Below are 26,254 nucleotides of genomic sequence, written 5' to 3'. Positions count from 1 at the left end.
CGGACACCCAGGGGGTCCCGGAAGGGTCGCGCGGATCCGCGGCGGGGTCCCGCGTCCGGCGGTGGGGCTGTGGGAGGGGGCGGCGGGCCGGGCCGGACAGGTCGATGTCCGCGTCGGCCCGCTGTGGGGGCGGGCGTCCTCGTCCGCCCCGCAGGCACGCCGCGGGCCTCATTGCCCACAACGCGTACGGCTCATGCCCAGCGGTCACGTCGCCGAAACCAGCGAGTAACGACTGATGCGGCCCGCGCATAATACGACTTCTACCGCCACGGACAACCTCACCTGTGCGGCTCGGCGCACAGGTGAGAGCCGGGTCATCCTATGGCCGTACCGATCAGTGTGCCCAGGGCGTACGTCACACCGGCCGCCGCACCGCCCAGCGCGAGCTGGCGCAGACCGCTGTACCACCAGCTGCGTGCCGTCACCTTGGCCACCACCGCACCGCACAGGAACAGGCCCAGCAGGGCGACCACGACGGCCGGCCAGAGGCTGCTCGCGCCCAGCAGGTAGGGCAGCACAGGGAGCAGGGCGCCCAGCGCGAAGGAACCGAAGCTGGACACCGCGGCGACGGTCGGGGAGGGCAGGTCACCGGGGTCGATGCCCAGTTCCTCACGGGCGTGGATCTCCAGGGCCTGCTCGGGGTCCTTCGACAGCTGCCGGGCCACCTCACGGGCCAGCTCCGGCTCGACGCCGCGGGCCGTGTAGAGGGCGGCCAGTTCGGCCTCCTCGTCCTGGGGGTGCTTGCGCAGCTCGCGCCGCTCGACGTCCAGCTCGGCCTCGACCAGTTCGCGCTGGGAGGCCACGGAGGTGTACTCACCGGCCGCCATGGAGAAGGCGCCGGCGGCGAGTCCCGCGAGGCCGCTGAGCACGATCGTCTGCTGTCCGGCCGCACCGCCCGCGACACCGGTCATCAGCGCCAGGTTGGAGACGAGACCGTCCATCGCCCCGAACACGGCCGGGCGCAGCCAGCCGCCGTTCACGTCCCGGTGCGTGTGGTTGTCGCGGTGCGCCTCGTGCAGCGCAGCCTCGGTCTCGATGATCGCCATGCTGTCCCCCAGGGAGTTAACTCAGGCTTACCTTAGACATGTTCCAGTCTTTGACATTGCCCAATGTACGCCGGTCCGCGCTCCGCTGCCAGCAAGGAAAGGCTGGGCTAACCTGCGGTTTTGCCGATTTCCGGCCTCCCGGGCCACTCCCCGGGGCCTCCCCCCGCACACACGCCGAGGGCGCCCGGATCCCTCCGGGCGCCCTCGGTCTCGTACGGCTGGGGGTCAGCTCTTCCTGGCCGAACCCGCCCCGTCCTTGGCACCGCCGTCGGCCTCGTCCGCGGACGCGGCGCGCTCGCCGGAGCCGTCGTCCTCGGCCTCCGGCCCGTTCCCGCCCGCGTCGGCGGTGGACGGCTTCTCCGCGTCCTCGGCGGCCTTCTCGCTCCCCGGGGTGTCCTCGTCGCCGGTGTCCTCGCCCGTGCCGTCGCCCTCCGCGCCCGGCTCGACCACGGGCTCGCGGCCCGGCCGCTTCCGCGCCGACAGGACGATGTAGAGCACCGCCAGCAGGAACACCAGGACCGAGGTCCAGTTGTTGAGCCGCAGGCCAAGGATCTCGTGGGCCTCGTCGACGCGCAGGTACTCGATCCAGAACCGGCCCACGCAGTACGCGGCGACGTACAGGGCGAACGCCCTGCCGTGCCCGAGCCGGAAGCGGCGGTCGGCCCAGATGACCAGCAGGGCCACCCCGATGCACCAGAGGGACTCGTACAGGAACGTCGGGTGGTAGGTGCCCGGCACCCGCCCGTCGGCCGAGGAGGTGATCTCCACCGCCCACGGCAGGTCCGTCGGCCGCCCGTACAGCTCCTGGTTGAACCAGTTGCCCCAGCGGCCGATGGCCTGGGCGAAGGCGATGCCCGGCGCGACGGCGTCGGCGTAGGCCGGCAACGGGATGCCCCGGCGCCGGCAGCCGATCCAGGCGCCGAGCGCGCCGAACGCGATCGCGCCCCAGATCCCGAGGCCGCCCTCCCAGATCTTGAAGGCGTCCACCCAGTCACGGCCCTCGCTGAAGTACAGCTGGTAGTCCGTGATCACGTGGTAGAGCCTGCCGCCCACGAGGCCGAACGGGACGGCCCAGACGGCGATGTCGGCCACCGTCCCGGGCCGCCCGCCCCGGGCGATCCAGCGCTTGTTGCCGAGCCAGACGGCGACGAAGACGCCGATGATGATGCAGAACGCGTAGCCGCGCAGCGGGACGGGGCCGAGGTACAGCACCCCGCTCGACGGGCTGGGAATGTAGGCAAGTTCCATGGCAGGGTCGACGCTACCCTGCCCGACCGGCCGCGCGCCGGGTGGCCCGGCTACGTCTCCATAACTACCTCTCCATAACAGGGACCGCCTCCCAGGGCGCCGCCGGGCGGGCCGCGCGCCGCCGTCATCCCTGGTTGGCCTCCTGGACCAGCTGCTTCAGCTTGGCCGGGGTCATCGACTGGTCCTGGTAGATGTTCTTCCCGTCGAGCAGGACGGTCGGCGTCCCCGAGAAGTCGCCCTTCTGGAAAGCCTCGTTGGACTTCACGACCCAGCTGTTGTGCGTGCCGTCCTCGACGCAGCTGCGGAACGCGGGCGTGTCCAGGCCCTCCACCTTGCCGGCCAGCTCGATCAGCTTGCCGTCGTCGGCGAAGGCGTCGTCGGTCTCCGGCGGCTGGTTGGCGAACAGAACGTCGTGGTACGGGGTGAACTTCCCCGCGTCCTGGGCGCAGGCCGCGGCGTTGGCGGAGGCGCGGGAGCCGGTGCCGCCCATGTTGCCGTCGATGAGCGTGACCAGGTGGTACTCCACCTTCAGCTCGCCGGCGTCGGTCAGTTCGTGGATGGTGGGGCCGTAGGCCGTCTCGAAGGACTTGCAGGCCGGGCAGCGGAAGTCCTCCCACACCGTGAGCGTGGAACCGGCGCTCTCCTTGCCGACCGGGATGGCGAGGCCGTCCTTGCCCAGCGCGCCGGAGGGCGCGACGACCGGGCCCGCCGACTCGCTGCCGTCGTCCTTGCCGGCGTTCGCGGCGACGACGCCGATCACCGCCGCCAGCCCCAGGACACAGACCACGCTCGCGGCCACGATCAGGGTGCGGCGCCGCTTCTCCGCGGCCTTCTGCTTCTCTCGCTCGGCCGCCAGCCGCTCCCGGGCGGTGCGCCTCTTCGCGTCACGGTTCTTCTCGCTCACACCCCGCAGAACGAACCGGGGAGGCGCACCGCGCCTCCCCGGTCCCAGGTCCACCCGTACGAGGGATCCGTATGACCGGCCGGGCCGGCCCCGGGTCCCTCCCGGGGGTCAGACCCGGCGGCGGACCCCCGCGGCCAGGTCACCGGCGAGCGAGCGGACGGCCGCCACGCCGGCGGCGGCGTCGGGAGCGTCCAGCATCAGCTTGACGAAGGCCGAACCGACGATGACGCCGTCGGCGAAGGCGGCCACCTCGGCGGCCTGCGCCGCGTTGGAGACCCCGAGCCCGACGCACACCGGCAGGTCGGTGGTGGCCCGGGTGCGCCGCACCAGGTCCTCGGCCTGGGCGCCGACCGACTCACGCGTGCCGGTGACCCCCATCAGGGAGGCGGCGTAGACGAAGCCGCTGCCGGCCGCGGTGATCTCGGCCAGGCGGGCGTCCCTGCTGCTGGGCGCGACGACGAAGACGGTGGCGAGACCGTGCTTGTCGGCGTGCTCCTTCCACAGCGCCGACTCCTGGACGGGCAGGTCGGGCAGGATGCACCCGGCACCGCCCGCCTCGGCGAGTTCGGCGGTGAACCGCTCGACGCCGTAGCGGTCGATGGGGTTCCAGTAGGTCATGACGAGGATCGGCTTGCCGGTGGCGGCGTGCGCCTCGCGGACGGTGCGCATCACGTCGGCGATCCGCACGCCGCCGCGCAGGGCGATGTCGTCGGCGGTCTGGATGACCGGGCCGTCGAGCACCGGGTCGCTGTGCGGCAGGCCCACCTCCACGACGTCCGCGCCGCCGTCGAGGGCGGCCCGGACCGCGTCGATGCCGCCGTCCACGGTCGGGAACCCGGCCGGGAGGTAGGCGATGAGGGCGGCACGGCCCTCGGCCTTCGCCGCGGCGAGGGTGTCGTTCAGCAGCCGCAGGTTCCCGCTCACTTGGCGTCCCCCTCGATCTCGGCGGTGCCGCCGGCCTCGTCGGCGGCGACCTCGGCGTCGGTGTCGTACAGGCCGAAGTAGCGCGCGGCGGTGTCCATGTCCTTGTCGCCGCGGCCCGACAGGTTGACCACGATCAGCCCGTCCGGGCCCAGCTCCCGCCCGACCTCCAGGGCCCCGGCGAGGGCGTGGGCGCTCTCGATGGCCGGGATGATGCCCTCGGTGCGGGACAGCAGCCGCAGCGCCTGCATGGCGGCGTCGTCGGTCACCGCCCGGTACTCCCCGCGGCCGGAGTCCTTGAGGTAGGAGTGCTCGGGGCCGATGCCCGGGTAGTCCAGCCCGGCCGAGATGGAGTACGGCTCGGTGATCTGGCCCTCGTCGTCCTGGAGGACGTAGGAGCGGGAGCCATGCAGGATGCCGGGCTCACCCGCGGTGAGGGTGGCCGCGTGCTCGCCGGTGTCGATGCCGCGGCCGGCGGGCTCGCAGCCGATCAGCCGGACGCCCTCGTCGGGGATGAAGGCGTGGAACAGGCCGATGGCGTTGGAGCCGCCGCCGACGCAGGCGACGGCCGCGTCGGGCAGCCGGCCGGCGCGCTCCAGGAGCTGGCGGCGGGTCTCGACGCCGATGACCCGGTGGAAGTCGCGCACCATGGCCGGGAAGGGGTGCGGGCCGGCGACGGTGCCGAACAGGTAGTGGGTGCTGTCGACGTTGGCGACCCAGTCGCGGAACGCCTCGTTGATGGCGTCCTTCAGGGTGCGGCTGCCGGACTTCACGGCGACGACCTCGGCGCCGAGCATCCGCATCCGGGCCACGTTGAGGGCCTGGCGCTGCGTGTCGATCTCGCCCATGTAGATCGTGCAGTCGAGGCCGAACAGGGCGCAGGCGGTGGCGGTGGCCACGCCGTGCTGCCCGGCGCCGGTCTCGGCGATGACGCGGGTCTTGCCCATGCGCCTGGTCAGCAGGGCCTGGCCGAGCACGTTGTTGATCTTGTGGGAGCCGGTGTGGTTCAGGTCCTCGCGCTTGAGGAAGACCCGGGCTCCGCCCGCCTCCTCGGCGAACCGGGGGACCTCGGTCAGGGCACTCGGGCGGCCCGTGTAGTGGACCAGGAGGTCGTCGAGCTCGCGGGCGAACTCGGGGTCGGACTTGGCCTTGTCGTACTCGACGGCGACCTCGTCGACCGCCGCCACGAGGGCTTCGGGGATGAACTTGCCGCCGAAGGCGCCGAAGTAACCCTCGGCGCTGGGGACCCGGCCCTCGGGGTCGGGGATGAAGAAGGTGCTGGGCATGCGGAACCTCACGGTGAGTGTCGGTGGGGCAGCTTGCGCCGTGGGGGCGGGGCCGTCGGCCGCTGGTGCGGCGCGGCCCCGCTCCCCCGGGGAGCAGGGTGCTGCCATCGCATGCCGTTGACCTGCCCGGGTTCGTCGCCGATGACGTAGCGGACCCTGCGGCCGTGCACCCGGCGGGCGGGAGCCCGGCAGCCGCGGGGCCGGCAGCCGCGCGCGAGGCGGGCGTACGGGTCCCGGGCGGGGGTCGGCGCAGTGGTCATCGGGGGCAGCCTGGCGGTGGGGTCAGCTCCGCCCGTGGCGCAGCGCGGGGTGCTCCCCCGCCGCCACCAGGTCGGAGACGGCCGTCTTGGGATCCTTGCCGGTGACCAGCGACTCGCCGACCAGGACGGCGTCGGCGCCGGCGTTGGCGTAGGCGATGAGGTCGTGCGGTCCGCGGACGCCGGACTCGGCGACCTTGACCAGGTGGGCGGGGATCTCCGGGGCGACCCGCTCGAAGGTGCCGCGGTCGACCTCGAGGGTCTTGAGGTTGCGGGCGTTGACACCGATGACCTTGGCACCGGCGTCGACCGCGCGCTCGACCTCGTCCTCGTCGTGGACCTCGACGAGCGGGGTGAGGCCGATGGACTCGGCGCGCTCGATGAGGGACTCCAGGGCCGCCTGGTCGAGGGCGGCGACGATCAGCAGCGCGAGGTCGGCGCCGTGCGCGCGGGCCTCCCAGAGCTGGTAGGAGGTGACGATGAAGTCCTTGCGCAGAACCGGGATGTCCACCCGGGCGCGGACCGCCTCCAGGTCGGCCAGCGAGCCGCCGAAGCGGCGCTCCTCGGTGAGCACGGAGATCACGGACGCGCCGCCCGCCTCGTAGTCGGCAGCGAGGCCGGCCGGGTCGGCGATCGCGGCGAGCGCGCCCTTGGAGGGGCTGGAGCGCTTGACCTCGCAGATCACCTTGACGCCGTCGCCGCGCAGCGCGGCGGCGCCGTCCTTGGCGGCGGGGGCCTTCGCGGCGCGCTCCTTGAGCTCGTCGAGGCTGACGCGCGCCTGCCGCTCCGCGAGGTCGGCCCGCACTCCGTCGATGATCTCGTCGAGCACACTCACGCGAGCGGCCCCCTTCCTGACGGGTGGTCTTCGGTGCGTTGGTTCCGGGTGCCGGGGTGCCCGCCTCGGTGGTCGGGCCGCCGGACGGAACCGGTGGTCACTGCGATGGTATCCGCAGCCGGGCGTATGCCCCGCATCCGGTTGACGCCGGTCCCACTAGCTGGACATCCCCCGGTCGATCAAGGATGCAGCCAGCCACCGAACGGCAGGTTCCGGACAACCGTGAAGACCAGCAGCAAAGCCCCGAGCGACCACAGGAGCGCCGGCCCGGGGTCGATCCGCAGGGGCTTCCCGCGGGCGGCGTGGACCACCCAGACGGTCCACAGCACGGCGAAGCCGGCGTAGCCGAGGACGGCGGGCGCGTTGGCCTGCAGCGCCGTCAGGAGGTCGCCGTGGACGACGGCGTGCGCGCTGCGCAGTCCGCCGCAGCCGGGGCAGTACAGGCCGGTGAGGCGCAGCAGCGGGCAGGCCGGGTAGTGGCCGGGTTCGTTGGGGTCCACGGCGCCGACGTAGGCGAAGGCCGCCACGACGGCGGCCAGCACTCCGGCGGGGACGGCCAGGCGGGCGGCGGTGCCGCGGGACGCGGGCGGGCTGACGGCGTTCACCCTGTGCATTGTGCCCGGCACGCGCGCCGGGGGCGGGTCGGCACGCGTGTGCCGGCCCGCCCCCGGCGGCGCGGTGGTGCGGTGGTGCGGTGTCTCAGCTCTGGGCGCGGGCCGGCGCGCCCTCGCCGGTGACCTTGTGCACGGGGTGGACGTGCTTCGGCTGGCCCATGCCCATCACGCTCATGATCCCGCCGACCAGGGCACCGAGGAGCACGATGCCCATACCGGCCCAGAAGCCCGCCGGCTGGTCCATCACCATGAACGTCCCCGCGACGCAGAAACCGATGAAGGCGATGATGACACCGGTCCAGGCGGCCGGGGTGTGACCGTGGCTGCTGCCCGCCATTGCTTGCTCCTCGTTGCTGTGTACGTGTCTGAGCAGGATGCTCGCCCTCATTGTCCCGCACGCGCGCGTCCGGCGTCAGCGGGGGTGTTCCCAGCGCGCCGGACGCCCGTCGCCGGGTGCCCCGTCCGGCCGCGAGGAGGCCGGGCGGGAAGGCCGGGCGGGAAGGGCGCGGGGTCAGGCGCCGGTGGGGTCCTCGCCGCGGTCCAGGGCCTTCCACAGGTCCTCGGGGCGGTCGGGGTCGACCGCGGCGGGCCTGCGGCGCGGGCGCGGGGTGCCGTCGCGCTCGTAGCGGCCGGACATGGCGGGCCACAGCCGGCCGTAGCGCAGGGCGAGCACCCCGGCCAGCAGGATCAGCAGGCCGCCCGCGGCGGCCACGTACGGCCATGCCGTGTGGCTGAGGGCGGCGACGGTCGCGGAGGTGTCGCCGGAGGCCTCGGCGGCCTTCTGCTCCAGCGCGCCGCGGTCGGAGGCGCCCAGCAGGGCCGCCGCGACGGTGCCCGCGCCGGACAGGGCGAGCAGCGCGGACACGGCGAGGCGGCCCGCTCGGCGCACCGCGAACACGGCGACCAGGGCGGCCAGGCCCACCACGGCCAGGGCGGCGGGGACGCCGGTGACGTCGCTGCCCCGGGCGGTCAGGGGAAAGGCGCCGCCGGCCACCGTCGCGGTGCCCTCCGACCACTGCTGCCGGGTGGCGAGCAGGGCCACGGCCGCGCCCGCGGCGCCGCTCAGCAGGGCGAGGGCGAGGCTGCGGCGGCCGGCCCGGGAGGGGCCGGCGGCTTCGGAACGGGGGTGAGGTACAGCAGTCACGCCCTCCACTATCGCGCGAACCCCGGGCGATGTGTCACCCGGGGTTCGGCTCAGGCCGTTCCCAGCCGGTTCGCGGTGTACACGGCGCGCAGCACCGCCGCCGCCTTGTTGCGGCACTCGGTGTCCTCGGCGACGGGGTCGGAGTCGGCGACGATTCCCGCACCCGCCTGCACGTAGGCCGTGCCCTCGCGGAGCAGGGCGGTGCGGATGGCGATGGCCGTGTCGGAGTCGCCGGCGAAGTCGAGGTAGCCGACGGCGCCGCCGTACAGGCCGCGCCGGGACGGCTCCAGCTCGTCGATGATCTGCAGCGCCCGGGGCTTGGGCGCGCCCGACAGGGTGCCCGCGGGGAAGCAGGCGGTGAGCACGTCGAAGGCGGTGCGGCCGGACGCGACCTGCCCGGTCACCGTCGACACGATGTGCATGACGTGGGAGTACCGCTCGACCGACATGAAGTCGACGACCTCGACCGAGCCGGGCTCGCAGACCCGTCCGAGGTCGTTGCGGCCCAGGTCGACCAGCATCAGGTGCTCGGCCCGCTCCTTGGGGTCGGCGAGCAGCTCGTCGGCGAGGGCCTGGTCCTCCTGCGGGGTCGCCCCCCGCCACCGGGTGCCGGCGATGGGGTGGACCATGGCGCGGCCGTCCTCGACCTTCACCAGCGCCTCGGGGGAGGAACCGACCACGTCGAAGCCGTCGAAGCGGAACAGGTACATGTACGGCGACGGGTTGGTGGCCCGCAGGACCCGGTAGACGTCCAGGGCGGTCGCCGTGCACGGGGCCTCGAAGCGCTGCGAGGGGACCACCTGGAAGGCCTCGCCGGCCCGGATGCGCTCCTTGATGTCCTCGACGGCCGTCTGGAACTCCTCGCCGCCCCACCGGGCGGTGTAGGGGGGCAGTTCCGAGGGCGGCAGGAGCGCCGGGGGCTGGGCGACCGCCCGGGTGAGGTCGGCCTGCATGGCGTCCAGGCGGGCCACGGCGTCGGCGTACGCCTCGTCGACGCCGGTCTCCAGGTCGTTGTGGTTGATCGCGTTGGCGATCAGCCAGACGGCGCCCTCCCAGTGGTCCATGACGGCGAGGTCGCTGGTGAGGAGCATGGTCAGCTCGGGCACGCTGGTCGGGTCGGTGCCGTCGCGCTCGCCGGCGCCGACCTTCTCCAGGCGGCGCACCACGTCGTAGCCGAGGTAGCCGACCATGCCGCCGGTGAAGGGCGGCAGGCCCAGGTCGTGGGCGAGGTCGCGCGGGGTGTGCAGGGCTTCGAGGGTGGCGCGCAGGGCGGCCAGCGGGTCCCCTTCGACGGGGACGCCGACCGGCGGGGTGCCCTCCCAGTGGGCGCGGCCGTCCCGCTCGGTGAGGGTGGCGGCGCTGCGGACCCCGACGAAGGAGTACCGGGACCAGGAGCGCCCTTGCTCCGCCGACTCCAGCAGGAAGGTGCCGGGCCGTTCGGCGGCCAGCTTGCGGTAGAGCGCCACCGGTGTGTCGCCGTCGGCGAGCAGCTTGCGGGTGACCGGGATGACGCGGCGGTCGGTGGCCAGCTTGCGGAACGTCTCGAGGTCCATGACGGCTGACCCTACTGACCGGAGCCGGGGACGCCGTGATCGCCGTCCCGCAGCAGCACGTCGGCGTCGAAGCAGGTGCGGGCCCCGGTGTGGCAGGCGGCGCCGACCTGGTCGACCTTGACCAGCACGGTGTCGGCGTCGCAGTCCAGGGCGACCGACCTCACCCACTGGACGTGGCCGGAGGTGTCGCCCTTGACCCAGTACTCGCCGCGGCTGCGGGACCAGTAGGTGCAGCGGCCGGTGGTGAGGGTGCGGTGCAGCGCCTCGTCGTCCATCCAGCCCAGCATGAGCACCTCTCCGGTGTCGTACTGCTGGGCGATGGCGGGCAGGAGGCCGTCGGGGGTCCGCTTGAGGCGCGCGGCGATCTCGGGGGCGAGCGGGCTGGGCCGGGACGTGCTGGTCATGGGGGCCATTGTGCCGCGCCGGGCGGGCCGGCACGGCATGCGTCCACAGGGAGGACACACGCGCGGGACGCGGCCCGCGGCGGCCGCCGGACCCGGCCGGGACGGAGGGCGACGGGTGGGCGCGGCGCGCGGGCGGCCGTAGGCTGGCCGGCATGTCGACCCATGCCAAGCGTGAACGACTTCTCATGGCCGATCTGTTGGAGACCGCCGGGCCCGAGGCGCCCACCCTGTGCGAGGGATGGCGGACCCGGGACCTGGCCGCCCATGTGGTGGTGCGCGAGCGCCGCCCCGACGCCGCCGGGGGGATGCTGGTCAAACAGCTCGCGCCCCGTCTGGAGCGGGTGATGGCGGAATTCACCGCCAAGCCGTACGAGGAGCTGATCCAGCTCATCCGTACCGGCCCGCCCCGCTTCTCGCCCTTCAACCTCAAACAGGTCGACGAGATGTCGAACATCGTCGAGTTCTACGTGCACACCGAGGACGTCCGCCGGGCGCAGCCGGACTGGTCGCCGCGGGAGCTCGACCCGGTGTTCCAGAACGCCCTGTGGTCGCGGCTGGAGCGCACCGCCCGGCTGATGGGCCGCTCGGTGCCGACGGGCCTGGTGCTGCGCCGCCCGGACGGCCAGACGGTCGTCGCCCACCGGGGCACCCCGGTGGTCACGGTGACCGGCGAGCCGTCCGAGCTGGTGCTGTTCGCCTACGGCCGGCAGAGCGCCGCCAAGGTGGACCTGGACGGCGACGACGACGCGATCACCCGGCTGCGGGAGACCAAGCAGCTCGGCATCTGAGCCCGGCCCGGCGTCAGCGGACCGGGTGGCCCGCCCGGCGCAGGCTGTCCTTGACCTCGCCGATGCGCAGGTCGCCGAAGTGGAAGACGGAGGCGGCCAGGACCGCGTCCGCCCCGGCGTCGACGGCGGGCGCGAAGTGGTCGAGCCGGCCCGCGCCGCCGGAGGCGATCACCGGGACCGTGACGTGCCCCCGGACCGCGGTGATCATCTCCAGGTCGTAGCCGTCCTTGGTGCCGTCGGCGTCCATGGAGTTGAGCAGGATCTCGCCGGCGCCCAGTTCGGCCGCCCGGTGGGCCCACTCGACGGCGTCGATGCCGGTGCCGCGACGGCCGCCGTGCGTGGTCACCTCGTAGGCGGGGCCGTCCGAGCCGGCCGGGGTGCGGCGGGCGTCCACCGACAGCACCAGGACCTGGCGGCCGAAGCGCTCGGCGATCTCCCGGATGAGGTCCGGGCGGGCGATCGCCGCGGTGTTGACGCCGACCTTGTCGGCGCCCGCCCGCAACAGCCGGTCCACGTCCTCGGCGGTGCGGACGCCGCCGCCCACCGTGAGCGGGATGAACACCTGCTCCGCGGTGCGCCGGACCACGTCGTAGGTGGTCTCGCGGTTGCCCGACGAGGCGGTGATGTCCAGGAACGTCAGCTCGTCGGCGCCCTCGGTGTCGTACACCTTGGCCATCTCGACGGGGTCGCCCGCGTCCCGCAGGTTCTGGAAGTTCACGCCCTTGACGACCCGGCCGTTGTCCACGTCCAGGCAGGGGATGACTCGGACCGCCAGGGTCATGAATCCACGGCTCCTCTGAATGCTTCGATCTCCACCGACACCAGCACGCGCGAGTCGACGAAACCCTCCACCACGAGGAAGGTCGTGACCGGGCGCACCGGGTCGAACAGCTCCTTGTGGGCGCGGCCCGCGGCGTCGATGTCCCGGGAGTGCGCGAGGTGCACCCGGGTGCGGATCACCGCCTCGGGGCCGAGCCCGAACTCACCGATCGCCTCCAGGGCGAGGGTGAAGGCCGCCTTGGCCTGTTCGTAGGGGTCGCCCTCGCCGTGCAGCACGTCGCCCCGGAAGGCGGTGGTGCCCCCGACGAGGACGCGGTCCCCCGCCGCGACGGCCCGTGCGAAGCCGAAGGTGTCCTCGTAGGGGTTCTGGCTCTGCACGCGCCGCACGGCATCGGATGTCATCGGGCCACGGCCTCCAGCGCCTCTTCCAGGGTGAACGCCTTGGCGTACAGGGCCTTGCCGACGATGGCCCCCTCGACGCCGAGCGGGACGAGGCCGGCGATGGCGCGCAGGTCGTCGAGCGAGGAGACACCGCCGGAGGCGACGACCGGGCGGTCGGTGGCGGCGCAGACGTTCTTCAGCAGCTCCAGGTTGGGACCCTGGAGGGTGCCGTCCTTGGCGATGTCGGTGACGACGTAGCGGGCGCAGCCCTCCTTGTCGAGGCGCTCCAGCGTCTCGTACAGGTCGCCGCCGTCGCGGGTCCAGCCGCGGCCGCGCAGGGTGGTGCCGCGCACGTCCAGGCCGACGGCGATCCGGTCGCCGTGCTCGGCGATGACGCGGGCGACCCACTCGGGCGTCTCCAGGGCGGCCGTGCCGAGGTTGACGCGGGTGCAGCCGGTGGCGAGCGCGGCGGCCAGGGTGTCGTCGTCGCGGATGCCGCCGGACAGCTCCACCTTGAGGTCCATGGCGGCGGTGACCTCGGCGATCAGCTCCCGGTTGTCCCCGGTTCCGAACGCGGCGTCCAGGTCGACCAGGTGCAGCCACTCGGCGCCGGCCCGCTGCCAGGCGAGGGCGGCGTCGAGCGGGGAGCCGTAGGAGGTCTCGGTGCCGGACTCGCCGTGCACGAGGCGGACGGCCTGGCCGTCCCGGACGTCGACGGCGGGGAGGAGTTCGAGCTTGGCCATGTCGCTACAGGGTTCCGATCCAGTTGGTGAGGAGCTGGGCACCGGCGTCGCCGGACTTCTCGGGGTGGAACTGGGTGGCCCACAGGGCGCCGTTCTCCACGGCGGCCACGAAGCGCTCGCCGTGGGTGGCCCAGGTGACCGCGGGCGGGCGCATCGCCGGGTTCTGCGCCTCGAAGGACCAGTCGTGCACGGCGTAGGAGTGCACGAAGTAGAACCGGGCGTCCGCGTCCAGGCCGGCGAACAGTTCGGAGCCCTCCGGCGCGTCCACGGTGTTCCAGCCCATGTGGGGCACGACGTCGGCCTGCAGCGGCTCGACGGAGCCGGGCCACTCGTCGAGGCCCTCGGTGCGCACGCCGTGCTCGATGCCGCGGGCGAACAGGATCTGCATACCGACGCAGATGCCCATGACGGGGCGCCCGCCGGCCAGCCGGCGGTCGACGATCCAGTCGCCGCGGGCCTCCTTGAGGCCCTTCATACAGGCGGCGAAGGCGCCGACGCCGGGGACCAGCAGCCCGTCGGCGTTCATCGCCCGGTCGTAGTCGCCGGTGATCTCGACGTCGGCCCCGGCGCGGGCGAGGGCCCGTTCGGCCGAGCGCACGTTGCCGAAGCCGTAGTCGAAGACCACCACCTTCTTGGTGGTGCTCACGTCACACCTCCAGCCTGAGGATGCCCGCGAGGAGACACAGCGCGGCGCCGATGCCGAGCACCGCGGTCACGCCTTTGGGCAGCCCCTGCTTGATGAAGGAGATGACGCCGCCGACGAAGAACAGGCCGACGACGATCAGGAGGGTGGACAGGCCGTTCACAGGGCGCCCTTCGTGGAGGGCACGATGCCCGCGGACCGCGGGTCGCGCTCGCTGGCGTAGCGCAGGGCGCGGGCGAGGGCCTTGAACTGACATTCGACGATGTGGTGCGCGTTGCGCCCGTAGGGCACGTGGACGTGCAGCGCGACCTGGGCCTGGGCCACGAAGGACTCCAGGATGTGCCGGGTCATCGTGGTGTCGTACTCGCCGATCATCGGCGCCATCTTCTCGGGCTCGGTGTGCACGAGGTAGGGGCGGCCGGAGAGGTCGACGGTGACCTGGGCGAGGGACTCGTCGAGGGGCACCGTGCAGTTGCCGAAGCGGTAGATGCCCTTCTTGTCGCCGAGGGCCTGCTTGAAGGCGGCGCCCAGCGCGAGAGCGGTGTCCTCGATGGTGTGGTGCGAGTCGATGTGGAGGTCGCCCTCGGTCTTCACGGTCAGGTCGAACAGACCGTGCCGGCCGATCTGGTCGAGCATGTGGTCGTAGAAGCCGACACCGGTGGAGATCTCGGTCTTCCCGGTGCCGTCGAGGTCGATCTCGACGAGGACGGTCGTTTCCTTGGTGGTGCGTTCCACGCGTCCTACGCGGGTCATGCGCTCTGCTCCTTCGGGGAGGACGTGGGGGTGTCCCCCGTCAACAACTGTTTGTCACGGACCGCGTCGAGGAACGCGTCGTTCTCCGCCGGGGTGCCCGCGGTGACCCGCAGGTGCCCCGGTACTCCGTTGTCCCGGACCAGGACGCCCCGGTCGAGGATCCTGCGCCAGGCGGCGTGCGCGTCGGGGAACCGGCCGAACTGGACGAAGTTCGCGTCCGATTCGGTCACCTCGTACCCGAGGGCGCGCAGCTCGGTGACCAGCCGGTCCCGTTCCGCCTTCAGCTGCTCGACGTACTTCAGCAGCAGGTCGGTGTGGTCCAGGGCGGCCAGGGCGGTCGCCTGGGTGACCGCCGACAGGTGGTACGGCAGCCGGACGAGCTGGACGGCGTCCACGACCGCGGGGTGCGCGGCGAGGTAGCCGAGGCGCAGTCCGGCCGCGCCGAACGCCTTGGACATGGTGCGGGAGACGACCAGGTGCGGCCGGCCGTCGAGCAGCGGCAGCAGCGAGTCGCCGTGGCTGAACTCGACGTACGCCTCGTCCACGACCACCATCGACGGCCTGGCGGCCTGCGCCGCGTCGTACAGCGCGCGGACCGTGTCGGCCGGGACGGCGTTGCCGGTGGGGTTGTTGGGCGTGGTGACGAAGACGACGTCGGGGCGGTGCTCGGCGATCGCCCGCTCGGCGGCGGCGAGGTCGACGGAGAAGTCGGCGCCCCGCGGGCCGGAGATCCAGCCGGTGCCGGTGCCCCGGGCGATCAGGGCGTGCATCGAGTAGGACGGCTCGAAGCCGATCGCGGTGCGGCCGGGCCCGCCGAAGGTCTGCAGCAGCTGCTGGATGACCTCGTTGGAACCGTTGGCCGCCCAGACGTTGCCCACGCCGACGGGGTGTCCGGAGGTGTCCGTGAGGTAGGCGGCGAGCCGGGTGCGCAGCTCGACGGCGTCCCGGTCCGGGTAGCGGTTGAGGTTCCGGGCGGCCTCGCGGACCCGCTCGGCGATGCTCTCGACGAGCGGCTCGGGCAGCGGGTAGGGGTTCTCGTTGGTGTTCAGCCGTACCGGCACGTCCAGCTGGGGCGCGCCGTAGGGCGACTTGCCGCGCAGCTCGTCCCGTACGGGGAGATCGTCGATGGTGGTGGTCACTTGCTCGTCGGTACCTTCCAGCCGAACCTCGCCTTGACCGCCGCGCCGTGCGCGGGCAGGTCCTCCGCCTCCGCCAGGGTCACCACGTGGTGGGCGACGTCGGCCAGCGCGTCCCGGCCGTAGTCGACGATGTGGATGCCCCGCAGGAAGGACTGCACGGACAGGCCCGAGGAGTGGCAGGCGCAGCCGCCGGTGGGCAGGACGTGGTTGGAGCCGGCCGCGTAGTCGCCGAGGGAGACGGGGGCCCAGGGGCCGACGAAGACCGCGCCCGCGTTGCGCACGCGTTCGGCGACCGCGGCGGCGTCGGCGGTCTGGATCTCCAGGTGCTCGGCGGCGTAGGCGTCGACCACGCGCAGGCCCTCGTCGATGCCGTCGACGAGGACGGTGGCGGACTGCTTGCCGGACAGGGCCGGCACGATCCGGTCGTCGATGTGCTTGGTGGCGGCGACCTGCCGGGTGAGCTCCTCGTCGACGGCGTCGGCGAGCTCGACGGAGTCGGTGACCAGGACGGCGGCGGCCAGCGGGTCGTGCTCGGCCTGGCTGATCAGGTCGGCGGCGACGTGCACCGGGTCGGCGGTGGCGTCGGCGAGGATCGCGATCTCGGTGGGACCGGCCTCGGCGTCGATGCCGATCTTCCCGGTGAAGTAACGCTTGGCGGCGGCGACCCAGATGTTGCCGGGGCCGGTGACCATGGTGGCCGGCGGGCAGGACTCGGTGCCGTGCGCGAACATCGCGACGGCGGTTGCGCCGCCCGCCGCGTACACCTCGTCGACGCCGAGGAGGGCGCAGGCGGCGAGGATCGTCGGGTGCGGCAGCCCGCCGAAGTCGGCCTGCGCCGGGGAGGCGAGGGCGATCGACGGGACGCCCGCCTCCTGGGCCGGGACCGCGTTCATGATCACGGAGGACGGGTAGACGGACCGGCCGCCGGGCGCGTAGAGCCCCACGCGGTCGACCGGGACCCACTTCTCGGTGACCGTGCCGCCGGGCACGACCTGGGTGGTGCGGGTGGTGCGGCGCTGCTCGCGGTGGACGGTCCGGGCGCGGCGGATGGACTCCTCCAGGGCCGCGCGGACGGCGGGGTCGAGCCCCTCCAGGGCGTCGGTGAGCGCCCGGGCCGGGACCCGGACGGACTCCAGACGCACCCCGTCGAACTTCTCGGCGAAGTCGATCAGCGCGGCGTCGCCCCGATGATGCACAGCCTCGGCGATCGGCCGCACCTTGTCCAGGGCGGTCGCCACGTCGAAGTCGGCGCGCGGCAGCAGGTCGCGCAGCGCGGGGCCCTCGGGGAGGGCGTCACCGCGCAGATCGAGTCGGGCCAGGAAGGAATGTTGCAGCACGGGACCAATTCTCTCAGACCCGCGTCCGGGGCCGTGCGCCCGTTCCAATGGCTGATACGGGTCGCTTCCGGTGACCGTCCGCACACGCGAACCACATTCACCTCACGTTCCGTGTTCAACCCGTCACGGTATCGGGCATCACCGGTTGTACGAAGGACCGAACCGGCGAGTATGCGGGAGGGAGGGGGAAGCCGTGACCGAGGGGGCGGGGCCGCGCAGCGGAGAGCCGCCGGAGGACCTGACACCCGTGGAGGCGGGCATGTGGCAGGCCTTCCGCAACGGCAGTGTCTACGACCTGAGCAGCGGCGACCCGGGCGTCGACGACCCGCACGGGGTGCACCCCTGGGGACCGGAGCGGACCGTCCGCGCGCGGGTCGTGTGCTGGCTGCTGCTGGACGGCCCGCCCGCGCTGACCGGCCGGGTGTCCTCACTGAAGCTGGTGGGGGTGCGGATCAGCGGCACGCTGGACCTGGCGGGCGGTGTCGTGACGCCGTACCTGGAGATGCGCGGCTGCCGCTTCGAGCGGGACGTGCTGCTGCCGGAGGCCCGCTTCACCACGGTGCGGCTGGTGGACTGCTCGGTCCCCCGGCTGGAGGCGGCCCGGCTGCACACCGAGGGCGACCTGCACCTGCCGCGCTGCCGGTTCCTGGGCGGCATACGGCTGACCGACGCCCGGATCGGCACGGACCTGCTGCTCAACCAGGCCGTCGTGCACCGGGACCGCAGCGGCCGGTCGATCGCCGGGGACGGCATGACGGTGGGCCAGGACCTGACGGCGGAGATGCTGGAGTCGCACGGCGAGCTGAGCCTGCGCAGCGCGCAGATAGGCGTCTCGCTGAGCCTGCGCGGCGCCCGCCTGAACAACCCGCACGCCCGGCTCGCGCTGAACGCACCGCAGCTGACCGTCGAGCGCTCGCTGTACCTCACCCCCGCGGGGCTCGGTTCCCAGGCGCGCAGCGGGATGACCCCGGCGCGCGGCACGCGCATCCAGCGCTTCGACTGCCGGGGCGGGATACGCCTGGACGACGGCCGGTTCGGGGACGCGGTGGACTTCGAGCGGGCCCGGTTCGTCCTCACCGACGACCAGGAGCTGTCGCTGCGCCGGGTGCAGACGTCCGAGCTGCGCTTCCTCGGCGAGCGTCCGGCCCGCGGCAGGGTGGTGCTGTCCGGGGCGCGGGTGGTCAACCTGATGGACCGCGCCGACAGCTGGCCCGGCCCCGGCCGGCTGCACATGGGCGGCTTCGTCTACGAGAACCTGGTCCCGCGCGGGCCGTTCCCGCTGCGGATGAGGCTGCGGTGGGTGGCCGCCGCGAGCGCCGAGTACAACCCGGAGCCCTACGAGCGGCTGGCCGCGGTCCTGCGGGAGGGCGGCGAGGACGAGGACGCCCGCGAGGTGCTGCTCGCCAAGCAGCGCCGCCGCCGCGAGAGCCTGCCGGTGGCGGCCAAACTCTGGGGGTACGCCCAGGACTGGACCGTCGCCTACGGGTACCGGCCGGGCCGGGCCGCCGTGTGGATGGCCGTGCTGTGGGCGGGCGGGACCCTGGCCTTCGCCCACGCCCACCACCCGCCGATCAAGAGCGGGGAGCACCCGGCCTGGAACCCGTCCCTGTTCGCCCTCGACCTGCTGCTGCCGGTCATCGACCTGGGCCAGGTGGGGTTCTGGCAGCTGCGGGGCGGCTGGCAGTGGCTGGCGGCGGCGTTCATCCTGCTGGGCTGGATCCTGGCCACCACGGTCGCGGCGGGCGCCACCCGCACACTGCGGCGTCACTGACCGGCGCCCCGCGCGCGCCGCAAGCGCCGTCGCGGCCCGGCACCGGTGCGGGCCTGCCGTCCCGGACCGGGCGGGCTCCTGGTTCCCGGCCAGGCGGGCTTCCGGTTCCGGACCGGGCGGGCTCCCGGTTCCCGGCCAGGCGGGCTTCCGGTTCCCGGCCAGGCGGGCTCCTGGTTCCCGATCAGGCGGGCTCCTGGTTCCCGATCAGGCGGGCTTCCGGTTCCCGGCCAGGCGGGCTCCTGGTTCCGGACCAGTCGGGTCCCCCGGGGAACGCATGGTGCCGGAGGGCTGCCATTTTGCCGTCCCTTGACTGTGTGGCGTACAACCTTCCGCGACTTCGGCGCAGGGGGTGGCGCCTCTGTGACCTGCGGTCTTTCAATGGTCGACACCATGACCTCGCTGCACGGCTTCACCCGTTCGTCCCGGATCCGCGGGCTCAGGGGGTTCCGGCGTCCCGCGCCCCCCTCCGCCGGTGCCGTCGCGCTGCCGGACGACGACGAGGTGCTGCTCGACGCGCCCGACGACGTGTCGGGTCCTGCGCTGGTCGGTGCGGCGGCCGGGGACCACGCGCTGGCCGCCGCACTGCTCGCCGCCACCCGGCACACGGGTGCCTGGGAGCGCCGCGACCGGTATGTGCGCCGTCTCGCCGCCTTCGCCCGCTCCCGGCCCGAATGGCTCGACACCTGGCAGGCCCTGGACCCGGCCGCCCCGGACCTGCTGCTGGTCCGGGCCCAGCTGGCGGTGGACCGCGCCTGGGACTCGCCCGCCCGCGCGGAACTGCTGCGCGAGGTCAGCCCGCTGATCACCGCCGCCGCCCGGGCCGAGCACCGCGATCCGGTGCCCTGGCGGGTGGCCCTGGACCACGCGCGCGGCGCCCGCGCCGGGCACCGGTACTTCGAGGAGGTGTGGGCGGCGGCGGTCCGCCGCTCCCCGCACCACTACGGCTGCCATGTGGCGGCCCTGCGCTATCTGGCGTCCGCCTGGCACGGCGCCCACCACGAGTGTCTCGACTTCGCCGACCGGGCGGCGCAGGACGCCCCGCCGGACTCGCTGGTCCAGGCGCTCCCCCTGCGGGCGGCGTACGGCTACCTGACGGACGGCTGCGGCCCCGAGGTGCCGCGCGCCCGGCTCGACGCGGCGGCCGACCGCGCCGTCGCCCTGTCCGCCCGGCTCCCGGCGGACCTGCCCTGGGCGGCGGGGCCGCGCAATCTGCTGGTCGACGTCCTGGTCCGCCTGGAGCGCTGGCCGGACGCCCTGGAGCAGCTGCGGCGCACCGGCCCGTACGCCACGTCCTTCCCCTGGGACCGCGACGCGGAGGATCCGCTGGGCCGGTTCCTCCAGGTGCGCCGGGCGGTGCGCGAGGCGGTGGTGTCCGGCGTTCCGGCGCCCGGCCACGAGCGCCTCCACAGGCGCCCCGGCCATCCGCGGAGTGCACAGGGCGGACGACTCGGCCACGGCGACCATTAGGCTTTTGCGTCGTGACCACCGCCCGGCTCCCGCTCTTCCCCCTGAACTCGGTGCTGTTCCCGGGGCTCGTGCTCCCGCTGAACGTCTTCGAGGAGCGATATCGCGCCATGATGCGCGAGCTGCTGAAGACCACGGAGGACGAGCCGCGCCGGTTCGCCGTCGTGGCGATCCGCGACGGCCACGAGGTAGCGCCCAGCGCCCCCGGCATGCCGGACCCGACGGCGGTGCCCGAACGCGGCCCGGCGGCCGGTTTCGGCACCGACCCGGCGCGCGCCCTGCACAGGATCGGCTGTGTGGCCGACGCGGCGACGATCCGGGAGCGGGCCGACGGCACCTTCGAGGTGCTGGCGACGGGCACCACCCGGGTGCGGCTGCTGTCGGTCGACGCCTCCGGGCCGTACCTGACGGCGGAGCTGGAGCCGCTGGCCGAGGAACCCGGCGAGGAGGCGGGGGCGCTGGCGGAGGGTGTGCTGCGGGCGTTCCAGCAGTACCAGAAGCGGCTCGCCGGGGCGCGTGAGCGGTCCCTGTCCACGGGCACGGAGCTGCCGGACGAGCCGAGCGTCGTGTCCTACCTGGTCGCCGCCGCGATGATGCTGGACACGCCGACCAAGCAGCGCCTGCTCCAGGCCCCGGACACCGCGTCCCGGCTGCGGGACGAGCTCACCCTGCTGCGGGCGGAGACGGCCATCATCCGCAACCTGCCGTCGCTGCCCGCGGCCGACCTGACCCAGGCCCCGACGAGCCTGAACTGACCGGCCGCGCCCGGCCCGCCGCCCCGCGCGATACGGGGCCGCCGGACGCGCGGGGACGCACGAAGAAGCACGAGACGCAGAAGACGCACGAGACGTAGGCGAAGACCCGCGGCACGGAAGCCGTACGGGGCGGGGAGGGACGCAGCGCGATGGCGAAGAAGTCCAGGAAGCAGCAGCCGGGCGGCACGCCCGCGACGGTGGCGCTGACGTCGGCCGGGGTCGAGTACACGGTGCACGCCTACGAGCACGACCCCGCGCACTCCTCCTACGGTCAGGAGGCGGCCGAGGCGATGGGCGTCTCCCCGGACCGGGTGTTCAAGACGCTGGTGGCGGACGTCGACGGCGCGCTGACGGTGGCGGTGGTGCCGGTGGCAGGACAGCTGGACCTGAAGGCCCTGGCCGCGGCGGTCGGCGGCAAGCGGGCGGCGATGGCCGACCCGGCCCTGGCGGAGCGCACCACGGGCTACGTCCGCGGGGGCATCTCGCCCCTCGGCCAACGCAAGCGGCTCCCCACGGTGCTGGACGAGTCGGCGGCCGGGCACCGGACCGTCTGCGTCTCGGCCGGCCGCCGCGGTCTGGAGGTGGAACTCTCCCCGGACGACCTGGCGGCGCTGACCGGCGCGGTCCTCGCCCCCATCGGGCGCGGCTGAGCCCGCCGGAGGGCGGGCGGCGACCGTTGAGCGCCCGGCGCGACGTCAGCCGTTACGGGCCTCACCTCCGCGGCCCGCGGATCCCGCCCCGGGTCGTGCGTCAGGCCCCCGGCGCTCCGTACGGCCCCTGTGGGAGGTGCGGGTCGGCCGGCGGGTAGGGCTCGGGATCGCGGGGTCCGAACAGGGCGGTCAGGCCCAGGTGGACGACCAGGGCGGCCAGCGGCCAGGCCAGCAGGGCGCCTTTGGCGCCCAGCTTCATCGGGGCGTCGAAGGTGGCGCCCTCCCCCACCCTCCGGGCCTCGGCGATGACGTCCTCGGTGGGACCCAGCCACACCCCGAGCCGCCAGGCCAGCACCGAGCCGAGCAGTCCCCCGACGGCCAGCGCCACCACCAGCGGCACGCCGCCCTGCCGCCGGACCAGGAACACCGCGAGCGCGCTCACCGCGCCCAGCGCCAGCGCCAGCAGCGTGAAGGTGCCGTCCACGCCGATGGCCTGCTCGCCCTCGGTCTCCTTGACGTAGACGACCCAGTTGCCCTCGACCGCGTCGCCGACCAGCGGGACGCGCGGTGCCAGCCACCACCACAGCACACCGAGGAGCACGCCGCCGAGGGCCACCGCCACGGCGGCCACGGCGGCCTCGCGCAGTTCCGTCTTCATCCCGGGGCCGTCCTGTCCGTACCAGCCGTCCCCGGTGTGCCCGGTGTGCGCGGGCTTCGTCGCGTCCCCGGCCGGGGCGGTCGCGTGGCCGGCGGCCGGCGGCCGGCCCGCACCGGGCGCGGAGTGCTCGTGCGGAGGCGGTGGTGGTGTCAGAGGTGCGCTCACCCTGACATCGTGCCAGGCGCCGCTGTGCGGCGCGTCATCGGACGGCGGCCCTGCGGTACGCCCAGGTGGCGACGGCCAGCGAGAGGACGCCGACGACCCCGCAGACCGCCAGGTCGCCGAGCACGAAGGCCCAGTCGGGGTCCGGCGCGAAGGTGCGTGCGTAGGCCTCCACGCCGTACGTCGAGGGCAGCAGGTCACGCGCCAGGCGCACCGCCTCCGGCATCCGCTCCGCGGGCAGCACGCCCAGCAGCAGCGCCGCCGACATGCCGAGCTGGCCGAGCAGGGTGGCGAGCTCCGGCCGGGGAGCCAGCAGGCCCAGGGCCGCACCGAGCCCGGCGAGCGCGGCGCCCGCCAGCGGGATCACCGCGGCCAGCACCCACAGGTGGGTCAGCGGGAGCCCGAAGAGCACGCACCCGAACACGGCGGTGACCACCGTCCCCGGCACGGTGAAGGAGGCGTACGCCCCGGCCGCGCCCAGCACCACGGCGGCCGGCGGGACGGGCAGCGTCGCGTAGTGGTCGAGGCCGCCGCTGGAACGCAGCTGGCCGAAGTACTGGGCCAGGAGGTTCAGCGCGACGAAGGCGACGACCAGGACCGACGATCCGGCGACCACGGCCCGGGCCTCGCCGCCGCCGTCGACGACCCCGCGCATCAGGATCATGATCCCGACGGACTGGAAGGTCGCCACGAACAGCAGGGGGATGCGCGCCACCCTCGCCCGGGACAGCTGCGCCCGGTACACCGCCGCCAGGGAGGGCCACAGCCGGGCCCGGGGGCCGAGCTCGGCCGGCGCCGGCGCGGTCTCCTCCACGCCCCGGGCACCGCCCGGCAGGACATCGGCGGGTACGACACTCACGTCGCGCTGCTCCCCTTCGCTAGGGCCTCTCGTATGGATCGTGCCGGGCTCGCCGGCCCCGCTCCCTGATCCGGCCCGATCCGGACGGAAGACCCTGGGCCCTTCGCCCGGAAGTCGGCCCGGCCGCCGCTCCGGGGGGTCGCCCGGTCCGGCGGACGTGGTCGCCCCGTTCCGTACGGATGCCGCGGCCCGTGTGCTCACGCCTTCACCAGTCCCTGTCGTACGGCGCCGCCCAGCGCGAGGTACACGTCCTCCAGGCTGGGCGTGGCCAGCGTGAAGTCGTCGAGGGCGGCGAAGGCGGCCCCGCCGGTGACGGTGGCGACGACGGTGCGGGCCTCCTCGGGGGCGAGCCGCAGGGTCCACCGGCGGCCCGACTCGACGGCCCGGTCCCGCAGCGCGGCCACCTCGGGCACCTGCAGCGGTGCCGTCTCGCGCCACACCAGGTCGACCCGGACCTCTCCGGCGACCTGCTCCTTCAGTCCGGCCGGGGAGTCGCAGGCGATGACGCGGCCCCGGTCGAGGACGGCGACCCGGTCGAGGACGGTCTCGGCCTCGATGACGTTGTGGGTGACCAGCAGCACGGTCGTGCCGTGTTCGGCCCGGCGCCGGTCGACGGCGGACCACACCGCGCGGCGCGCGACCGGGTCCATGCCGGTGGTCGGCTCGTCGAGCACGAGCAGCGGCCGCTGACCCACCAGCGCGGCGGCGAAGCAGGCCAGCCGGCGCTGCCCGCCGGACAGTTTGCGCAGCGGGCGGCCGGCGAGCGGGGTGAGCCCCAGCTCCTCCAGGACGGCGTCGCGTTCGGCCCGCGCGCGCCGGACGTCCAGGCCGCGCAGCCGTCCCGTGGTCTCGGCGGCGAGCGACACGGTGAGGTCGTCGAGGGCGGTGGACTCCTGGCCGAGGTAGGCGAGGATGCGCGAGGCCCGCTCGGGGTGGCGCACGATGTCGTGGCCGAGGATCTCCACGCTGCCGCGGTCGGGGCGCATCAGCCCGGTGAGCTGACGCACCAGGGTGGACTTGCCGGCGCCGTTGGGGCCGAGTAGCCCGAAGATCTCGCCGCGCCGGATGTCGAGCCGTACGTCGTCGGTGGCCCGGACCTCGGGTGTCGCGGGCACCCCGCGCCGTCCGCGGACCGCGGGATAGGTCTTGGTCAGCCCGCGCACCGCACACACGACCTCGCCGTCGTGCCCGGTTCCCTGTGCCACGCGCGTACTCACAAGGGACGAGACTACGGGGTCGTGGGCCCCGGCCCGCCCTCGGGTCGCCCCCGGGCCCGCATTTCGCCCGCGGCGCGTCGAACCGGCCGCAACCCCGACCAACCCGGCGGCGCCCGCCGGACCTCGGGAGCGGGGACGCGGGGCAGCGGGCCGGCCCGGGTCACTCCCCGGGGGCGGCCGTGCGTTCCGTGCCGGTCCGGACGTCGAGCTCGCGCCAGAAGCCCGCCCGGATGGCGTAACGGTCGCGTTCGTCGATCTGGTCGTCCTTGTGGGCGAGCAGGCCGAAGCGGGCGGCGTAGCGCAGCAGCTCCCCGTCGATGCGGTGCGGGATGCGCGGGTACATGGCGGACAGCTTCTGGATGTGGGTCTGGTCGCCCAGGCGCTCCACCCAGCGCCGGGCGAAGACCTGCCCCACCTCGTAGGGGTCGCCGCCGACGGTGGTGATGTCCTCCTCGCGGTCGGCCCAGCGCTGCTCGGCCGTGGTCAGCTGGGCGAGGGTCGGCATGGACGCGGCCTCGGCGGGCTCGGCGGCGGGGCGGTCGACCCAGCCCTTGTCGGAGGACCAGCGCAGGGTCGCCGAGGCGGGCTGCTGGGGGTGCGGGGTGCCCGGGCCCCGCAGGGCCGCCAGGTCCTTCGGGGTGGGGACGCCCTTGGTGGCCGGGGGGCGCTCCGTCGTGCCGTTGCGTCCGGGGGCGGCCGGGCCGCGGGGCTCCTGGGCGGTCCGCTCGGCGGCCGCGGCGAGCGCGGAGTCCGGCAGCGGCGCGGACAGGATCGCGGCGATCTCGGGCCGGGGCGCGGGCGGCGGGGCGCACGTCCCGGGATACTCCTTGGGCCGCACCGCGCGGGTGATCCAGGCCCGGTCCAGCACCCGGCGCTCGTCGGCCTCGGCGACGAGGTCCTCGGACTGGTTGTAGTCGCCGTCGGCGGCCTGCACGGCCCACAGGTGGACGGCGACGCCGTGCTCCTTGGCCGCCATCATGCCCGGCAGCAGGTCGCCGTCGCCGGTGACGAGGACGATGTCGGAGCAGGCGCGGTTGCGGGCCAGCTCGGTCAGCTCGGCGTGCATGGCGGCGTCCACGCCCTTCTGCGCCCAGCGTCCGTCGCTGCGGGTCAGGGCGCCCAGCCGGACGGTGACCCGGGGCATCACGCGCAGCCGGCGGTGTTCGGGCTGCGGGACGCGGTCGGGGGCGCCGTCGAACCAGTAGATGCGCAGCAGCGGCTGCTCGGTGTCCGACTCGGCGCGCTCGCGCAGCCCCTGGATCAGGGCGGTGTGGTCGACGGTGATGCGGGACCGGGAGGGCTCCCCGGCGAGGAGGCTGGCGGCGGCACCCAGCAGATACCCGGCGTCCACCAGGACGATGCAGCGGTCCACGCGTTCCACCCTCTTTCCGGGAGGCTTGCTTCGGGCTGGGCTCGATTCGAGTCTGCCCGACCTGGCCGGGGTTAACGGCCCGAACTCGATCTTCGGCGTGGCGTTTCCACACTTCCTTCGCCGACCGCCCCTGTCACGCACGGTAATTGTCCAACATGCACTGCTTATCAGGGTATGTGAATCTGGTCCCGGCCCTGGCCCCTAGATCCCCACAGGAGGCATCACCATGGCCAAGAACAAGAACCGTGACCGTAAGCAGCCGCAGGCCGAGCGCGCCCAGCGGGCGGCGCAGCCCACCGCGATGGAGACGCCCGACGAGCAGCGCACCACGGAGGTGACCCCCGGCGACATGGGCCGGGGCAAGGGCCGGCAGAAGCGTTTCGGCCACAACTGATCCCTTCGTGCCGGGTCGTGGAGACCCGCCACGAGGCAGGGAGAGGGGGGGCCCCCCCCGCGGGGGGGGCCCCCCCGGGGGGGGCCGGCCCCCCCGCGCCCCCCGGTGGGGCCCCCCGCACGCACGAACGGCCCCACCAACACCAGTCTTAGCCCGACAACGCCCGGGCCGGGCTT

General features: G+C 74.1%; 30 protein-coding genes. 6 read left to right on the top strand and 24 right to left on the bottom strand.

Annotation, left to right across the window (positions count from 1 at the left end; all coding sequences use genetic code 11):
• Nucleotides 1-314: 314 nt before the first annotated feature.
• The 12 genes from ACIRPP_RS20885 to hisI all read right to left on the bottom strand — a co-directional run bounded on the left by ACIRPP_RS20885 (nt 315) and on the right by hisI (nt 10,212).
• A complete protein-coding gene (locus ACIRPP_RS20885) occupies nt 315-1,046 on the bottom strand; it encodes a VIT1/CCC1 transporter family protein (protein WP_403644829.1) in 732 nt (243 codons plus the stop codon).
• A 225-nt stretch (nt 1,047-1,271) separates the two neighbouring features.
• Entirely contained in the window at nt 1,272-2,294 is a 1,023-nt protein-coding gene (gene lgt / locus ACIRPP_RS20880) for a prolipoprotein diacylglyceryl transferase (protein ID WP_403644826.1), read from the bottom strand.
• 124 nt (nt 2,295-2,418) lie between these two features.
• Entirely contained in the window at nt 2,419-3,198 is a 780-nt protein-coding gene (locus ACIRPP_RS20875; RefSeq protein ID WP_403644823.1) for a thioredoxin domain-containing protein, read from the bottom strand.
• A 108-nt stretch (nt 3,199-3,306) separates the two neighbouring features.
• Nucleotides 3,307-4,122: a tryptophan synthase subunit alpha gene (gene trpA, locus ACIRPP_RS20870; RefSeq protein ID WP_403644820.1), complete on the bottom strand. Its 816-nt coding sequence runs from the start codon at nt 4,120-4,122 to the stop codon at nt 3,307-3,309.
• Complete coding sequence (gene trpB, locus ACIRPP_RS20865; protein WP_403644814.1) at nt 4,119-5,405, bottom strand: tryptophan synthase subunit beta; 1,287 nt, start codon at nt 5,403-5,405, stop codon at nt 4,119-4,121. Before trpB ends, trpA begins: the two co-directional genes overlap by 4 nt.
• A gap of 8 nt (nt 5,406-5,413) precedes the next feature.
• A complete protein-coding gene (gene trpM / locus ACIRPP_RS20860; RefSeq protein ID WP_403644811.1) occupies nt 5,414-5,665 on the bottom strand; it encodes a tryptophan biosynthesis modulator TrpM in 252 nt (83 codons plus the stop codon).
• Between the two features lie 22 nt (nt 5,666-5,687).
• Nucleotides 5,688-6,497: an indole-3-glycerol phosphate synthase TrpC gene (gene trpC / locus ACIRPP_RS20855; protein ID WP_403644808.1), complete on the bottom strand. Its 810-nt coding sequence runs from the start codon at nt 6,495-6,497 to the stop codon at nt 5,688-5,690.
• A 179-nt stretch (nt 6,498-6,676) separates the two neighbouring features.
• The gene (locus ACIRPP_RS20850) at nt 6,677-7,111 is read right to left on the bottom strand and encodes a DUF2752 domain-containing protein (RefSeq protein ID WP_403644805.1); all 435 of its coding nucleotides are present in this window, start codon (nt 7,109-7,111) and stop codon (nt 6,677-6,679) included.
• Between the two features lie 85 nt (nt 7,112-7,196).
• Nucleotides 7,197-7,448 (bottom strand): HGxxPAAW family protein, encoded by a 252-nt coding sequence (locus tag ACIRPP_RS20845; protein WP_164337979.1) that lies wholly within the window; start codon nt 7,446-7,448, stop codon nt 7,197-7,199.
• A gap of 174 nt (nt 7,449-7,622) precedes the next feature.
• On the bottom strand, nt 7,623-8,264 hold the full coding sequence (locus ACIRPP_RS20840) for a TIGR02234 family membrane protein (RefSeq protein ID WP_205077279.1): 642 nt from the start codon (nt 8,262-8,264) through the stop codon (nt 7,623-7,625).
• Between the two features lie 41 nt (nt 8,265-8,305).
• On the bottom strand, nt 8,306-9,808 hold the full coding sequence (locus ACIRPP_RS20835) for an anthranilate synthase component I (RefSeq protein ID WP_403644803.1): 1,503 nt from the start codon (nt 9,806-9,808) through the stop codon (nt 8,306-8,308).
• An 11-nt stretch (nt 9,809-9,819) separates the two neighbouring features.
• The gene (gene hisI / locus ACIRPP_RS20830; protein ID WP_403644801.1) at nt 9,820-10,212 is read right to left on the bottom strand and encodes a phosphoribosyl-AMP cyclohydrolase; all 393 of its coding nucleotides are present in this window, start codon (nt 10,210-10,212) and stop codon (nt 9,820-9,822) included.
• A gap of 152 nt (nt 10,213-10,364) precedes the next feature.
• On the opposite strand from hisI, the gene ACIRPP_RS20825 reads away from it, so the two are divergent.
• On the top strand, nt 10,365-11,000 hold the full coding sequence (locus ACIRPP_RS20825; RefSeq protein ID WP_403644798.1) for a TIGR03085 family metal-binding protein: 636 nt from the start codon (nt 10,365-10,367) through the stop codon (nt 10,998-11,000).
• Between the two features lie 13 nt (nt 11,001-11,013).
• On the opposite strand, the gene hisF is transcribed toward ACIRPP_RS20825, so the two are convergent.
• The 8 genes from hisF to hisD are packed head-to-tail and all read right to left on the bottom strand — an operon-like array spanning nt 11,014 to nt 16,776.
• Nucleotides 11,014-11,781 carry an imidazole glycerol phosphate synthase subunit HisF gene (gene hisF / locus ACIRPP_RS20820; RefSeq protein ID WP_403644795.1) on the bottom strand — a complete coding sequence of 256 codons (768 nt, stop codon included), beginning with the start codon at nt 11,779-11,781 and terminating at the stop codon, nt 11,014-11,016.
• Nucleotides 11,778-12,182, bottom strand: coding sequence for a Rid family hydrolase (locus ACIRPP_RS20815; RefSeq protein ID WP_403644792.1), 405 nt, complete (start codon nt 12,180-12,182; stop codon nt 11,778-11,780). The genes hisF and ACIRPP_RS20815 overlap by 4 nt, the downstream gene beginning before the upstream one ends.
• On the bottom strand, nt 12,179-12,904 hold the full coding sequence (gene priA / locus ACIRPP_RS20810) for a bifunctional 1-(5-phosphoribosyl)-5-((5-phosphoribosylamino)methylideneamino)imidazole-4-carboxamide isomerase/phosphoribosylanthranilate isomerase PriA (protein WP_403644789.1): 726 nt from the start codon (nt 12,902-12,904) through the stop codon (nt 12,179-12,181). The genes ACIRPP_RS20815 and priA overlap by 4 nt, the downstream gene beginning before the upstream one ends.
• Nucleotides 12,905-12,908: 4 nt before the next feature.
• Nucleotides 12,909-13,550 (bottom strand): imidazole glycerol phosphate synthase subunit HisH, encoded by a 642-nt coding sequence (gene hisH, locus ACIRPP_RS20805; RefSeq protein WP_403644786.1) that lies wholly within the window; start codon nt 13,548-13,550, stop codon nt 12,909-12,911.
• Between the two features lies 1 nt (nt 13,551).
• Complete coding sequence (locus ACIRPP_RS20800) at nt 13,552-13,710, bottom strand: hypothetical protein (RefSeq protein WP_192230919.1); 159 nt, start codon at nt 13,708-13,710, stop codon at nt 13,552-13,554.
• Nucleotides 13,707-14,300 carry an imidazoleglycerol-phosphate dehydratase HisB gene (gene hisB, locus ACIRPP_RS20795; protein WP_164338392.1) on the bottom strand — a complete coding sequence of 198 codons (594 nt, stop codon included), beginning with the start codon at nt 14,298-14,300 and terminating at the stop codon, nt 13,707-13,709. The genes ACIRPP_RS20800 and hisB overlap by 4 nt, the downstream gene beginning before the upstream one ends.
• Nucleotides 14,297-15,439 (bottom strand): histidinol-phosphate transaminase, encoded by a 1,143-nt coding sequence (locus ACIRPP_RS20790; protein ID WP_164344527.1) that lies wholly within the window; start codon nt 15,437-15,439, stop codon nt 14,297-14,299. Before ACIRPP_RS20790 ends, hisB begins: the two co-directional genes overlap by 4 nt.
• Nucleotides 15,436-16,776 carry a histidinol dehydrogenase gene (gene hisD / locus ACIRPP_RS20785; protein WP_403644783.1) on the bottom strand — a complete coding sequence of 447 codons (1,341 nt, stop codon included), beginning with the start codon at nt 16,774-16,776 and terminating at the stop codon, nt 15,436-15,438. The genes ACIRPP_RS20790 and hisD overlap by 4 nt, the downstream gene beginning before the upstream one ends.
• Before the next feature lie 193 nt (nt 16,777-16,969).
• Here hisD and ACIRPP_RS20780 point away from each other — a divergent pair, with 193 nt between their 5' ends.
• From ACIRPP_RS20780 to ybaK, 4 genes are all read left to right on the top strand, one after another.
• Nucleotides 16,970-18,547 carry an oxidoreductase gene (locus ACIRPP_RS20780; RefSeq protein ID WP_403644781.1) on the top strand — a complete coding sequence of 526 codons (1,578 nt, stop codon included), beginning with the start codon at nt 16,970-16,972 and terminating at the stop codon, nt 18,545-18,547.
• A gap of 378 nt (nt 18,548-18,925) precedes the next feature.
• Nucleotides 18,926-20,014 (top strand): hypothetical protein, encoded by a 1,089-nt coding sequence (locus ACIRPP_RS20775; protein WP_403644778.1) that lies wholly within the window; start codon nt 18,926-18,928, stop codon nt 20,012-20,014.
• Between the two features lie 11 nt (nt 20,015-20,025).
• Nucleotides 20,026-20,766 carry an LON peptidase substrate-binding domain-containing protein gene (locus tag ACIRPP_RS20770; protein ID WP_403644775.1) on the top strand — a complete coding sequence of 247 codons (741 nt, stop codon included), beginning with the start codon at nt 20,026-20,028 and terminating at the stop codon, nt 20,764-20,766.
• A 149-nt stretch (nt 20,767-20,915) separates the two neighbouring features.
• Nucleotides 20,916-21,416: a Cys-tRNA(Pro) deacylase gene (gene ybaK, locus ACIRPP_RS20765; protein WP_403644772.1), complete on the top strand. Its 501-nt coding sequence runs from the start codon at nt 20,916-20,918 to the stop codon at nt 21,414-21,416.
• Nucleotides 21,417-21,516: 100 nt separating this feature from the next.
• Here ybaK and ACIRPP_RS20760 read toward each other — a convergent pair whose 3' ends face one another.
• The 4 genes from ACIRPP_RS20760 to ACIRPP_RS20745 form a co-directional block, all read right to left on the bottom strand.
• On the bottom strand, nt 21,517-22,239 hold the full coding sequence (locus tag ACIRPP_RS20760; RefSeq protein WP_403644769.1) for an AAA family ATPase: 723 nt from the start codon (nt 22,237-22,239) through the stop codon (nt 21,517-21,519).
• A 34-nt stretch (nt 22,240-22,273) separates the two neighbouring features.
• Nucleotides 22,274-23,095: an ABC transporter permease gene (locus ACIRPP_RS20755; RefSeq protein WP_164443899.1), complete on the bottom strand. Its 822-nt coding sequence runs from the start codon at nt 23,093-23,095 to the stop codon at nt 22,274-22,276.
• A gap of 197 nt (nt 23,096-23,292) precedes the next feature.
• Nucleotides 23,293-24,267 carry an ABC transporter ATP-binding protein gene (locus ACIRPP_RS20750; protein WP_205076880.1) on the bottom strand — a complete coding sequence of 325 codons (975 nt, stop codon included), beginning with the start codon at nt 24,265-24,267 and terminating at the stop codon, nt 23,293-23,295.
• A gap of 205 nt (nt 24,268-24,472) precedes the next feature.
• The gene (locus ACIRPP_RS20745) at nt 24,473-25,684 is read right to left on the bottom strand and encodes an NYN domain-containing protein (RefSeq protein ID WP_403644766.1); all 1,212 of its coding nucleotides are present in this window, start codon (nt 25,682-25,684) and stop codon (nt 24,473-24,475) included.
• A 226-nt stretch (nt 25,685-25,910) separates the two neighbouring features.
• Between ACIRPP_RS20745 and ACIRPP_RS20740 the strand changes: the two genes are divergently transcribed.
• Entirely contained in the window at nt 25,911-26,078 is a 168-nt protein-coding gene (locus tag ACIRPP_RS20740) for a hypothetical protein (RefSeq protein WP_192231494.1), read from the top strand.
• The last annotated feature ends 176 nt before the right edge of the window (nt 26,079-26,254 follow it).

This window comes from Streptomyces sp. NPDC101219, assembly GCF_044767675.1.
Taxonomy (GTDB): Bacteria; Actinomycetota; Actinomycetes; order Streptomycetales; family Streptomycetaceae; genus Streptomyces.
This window is presented reverse-complemented; position numbering and strand designations above follow the sequence as displayed.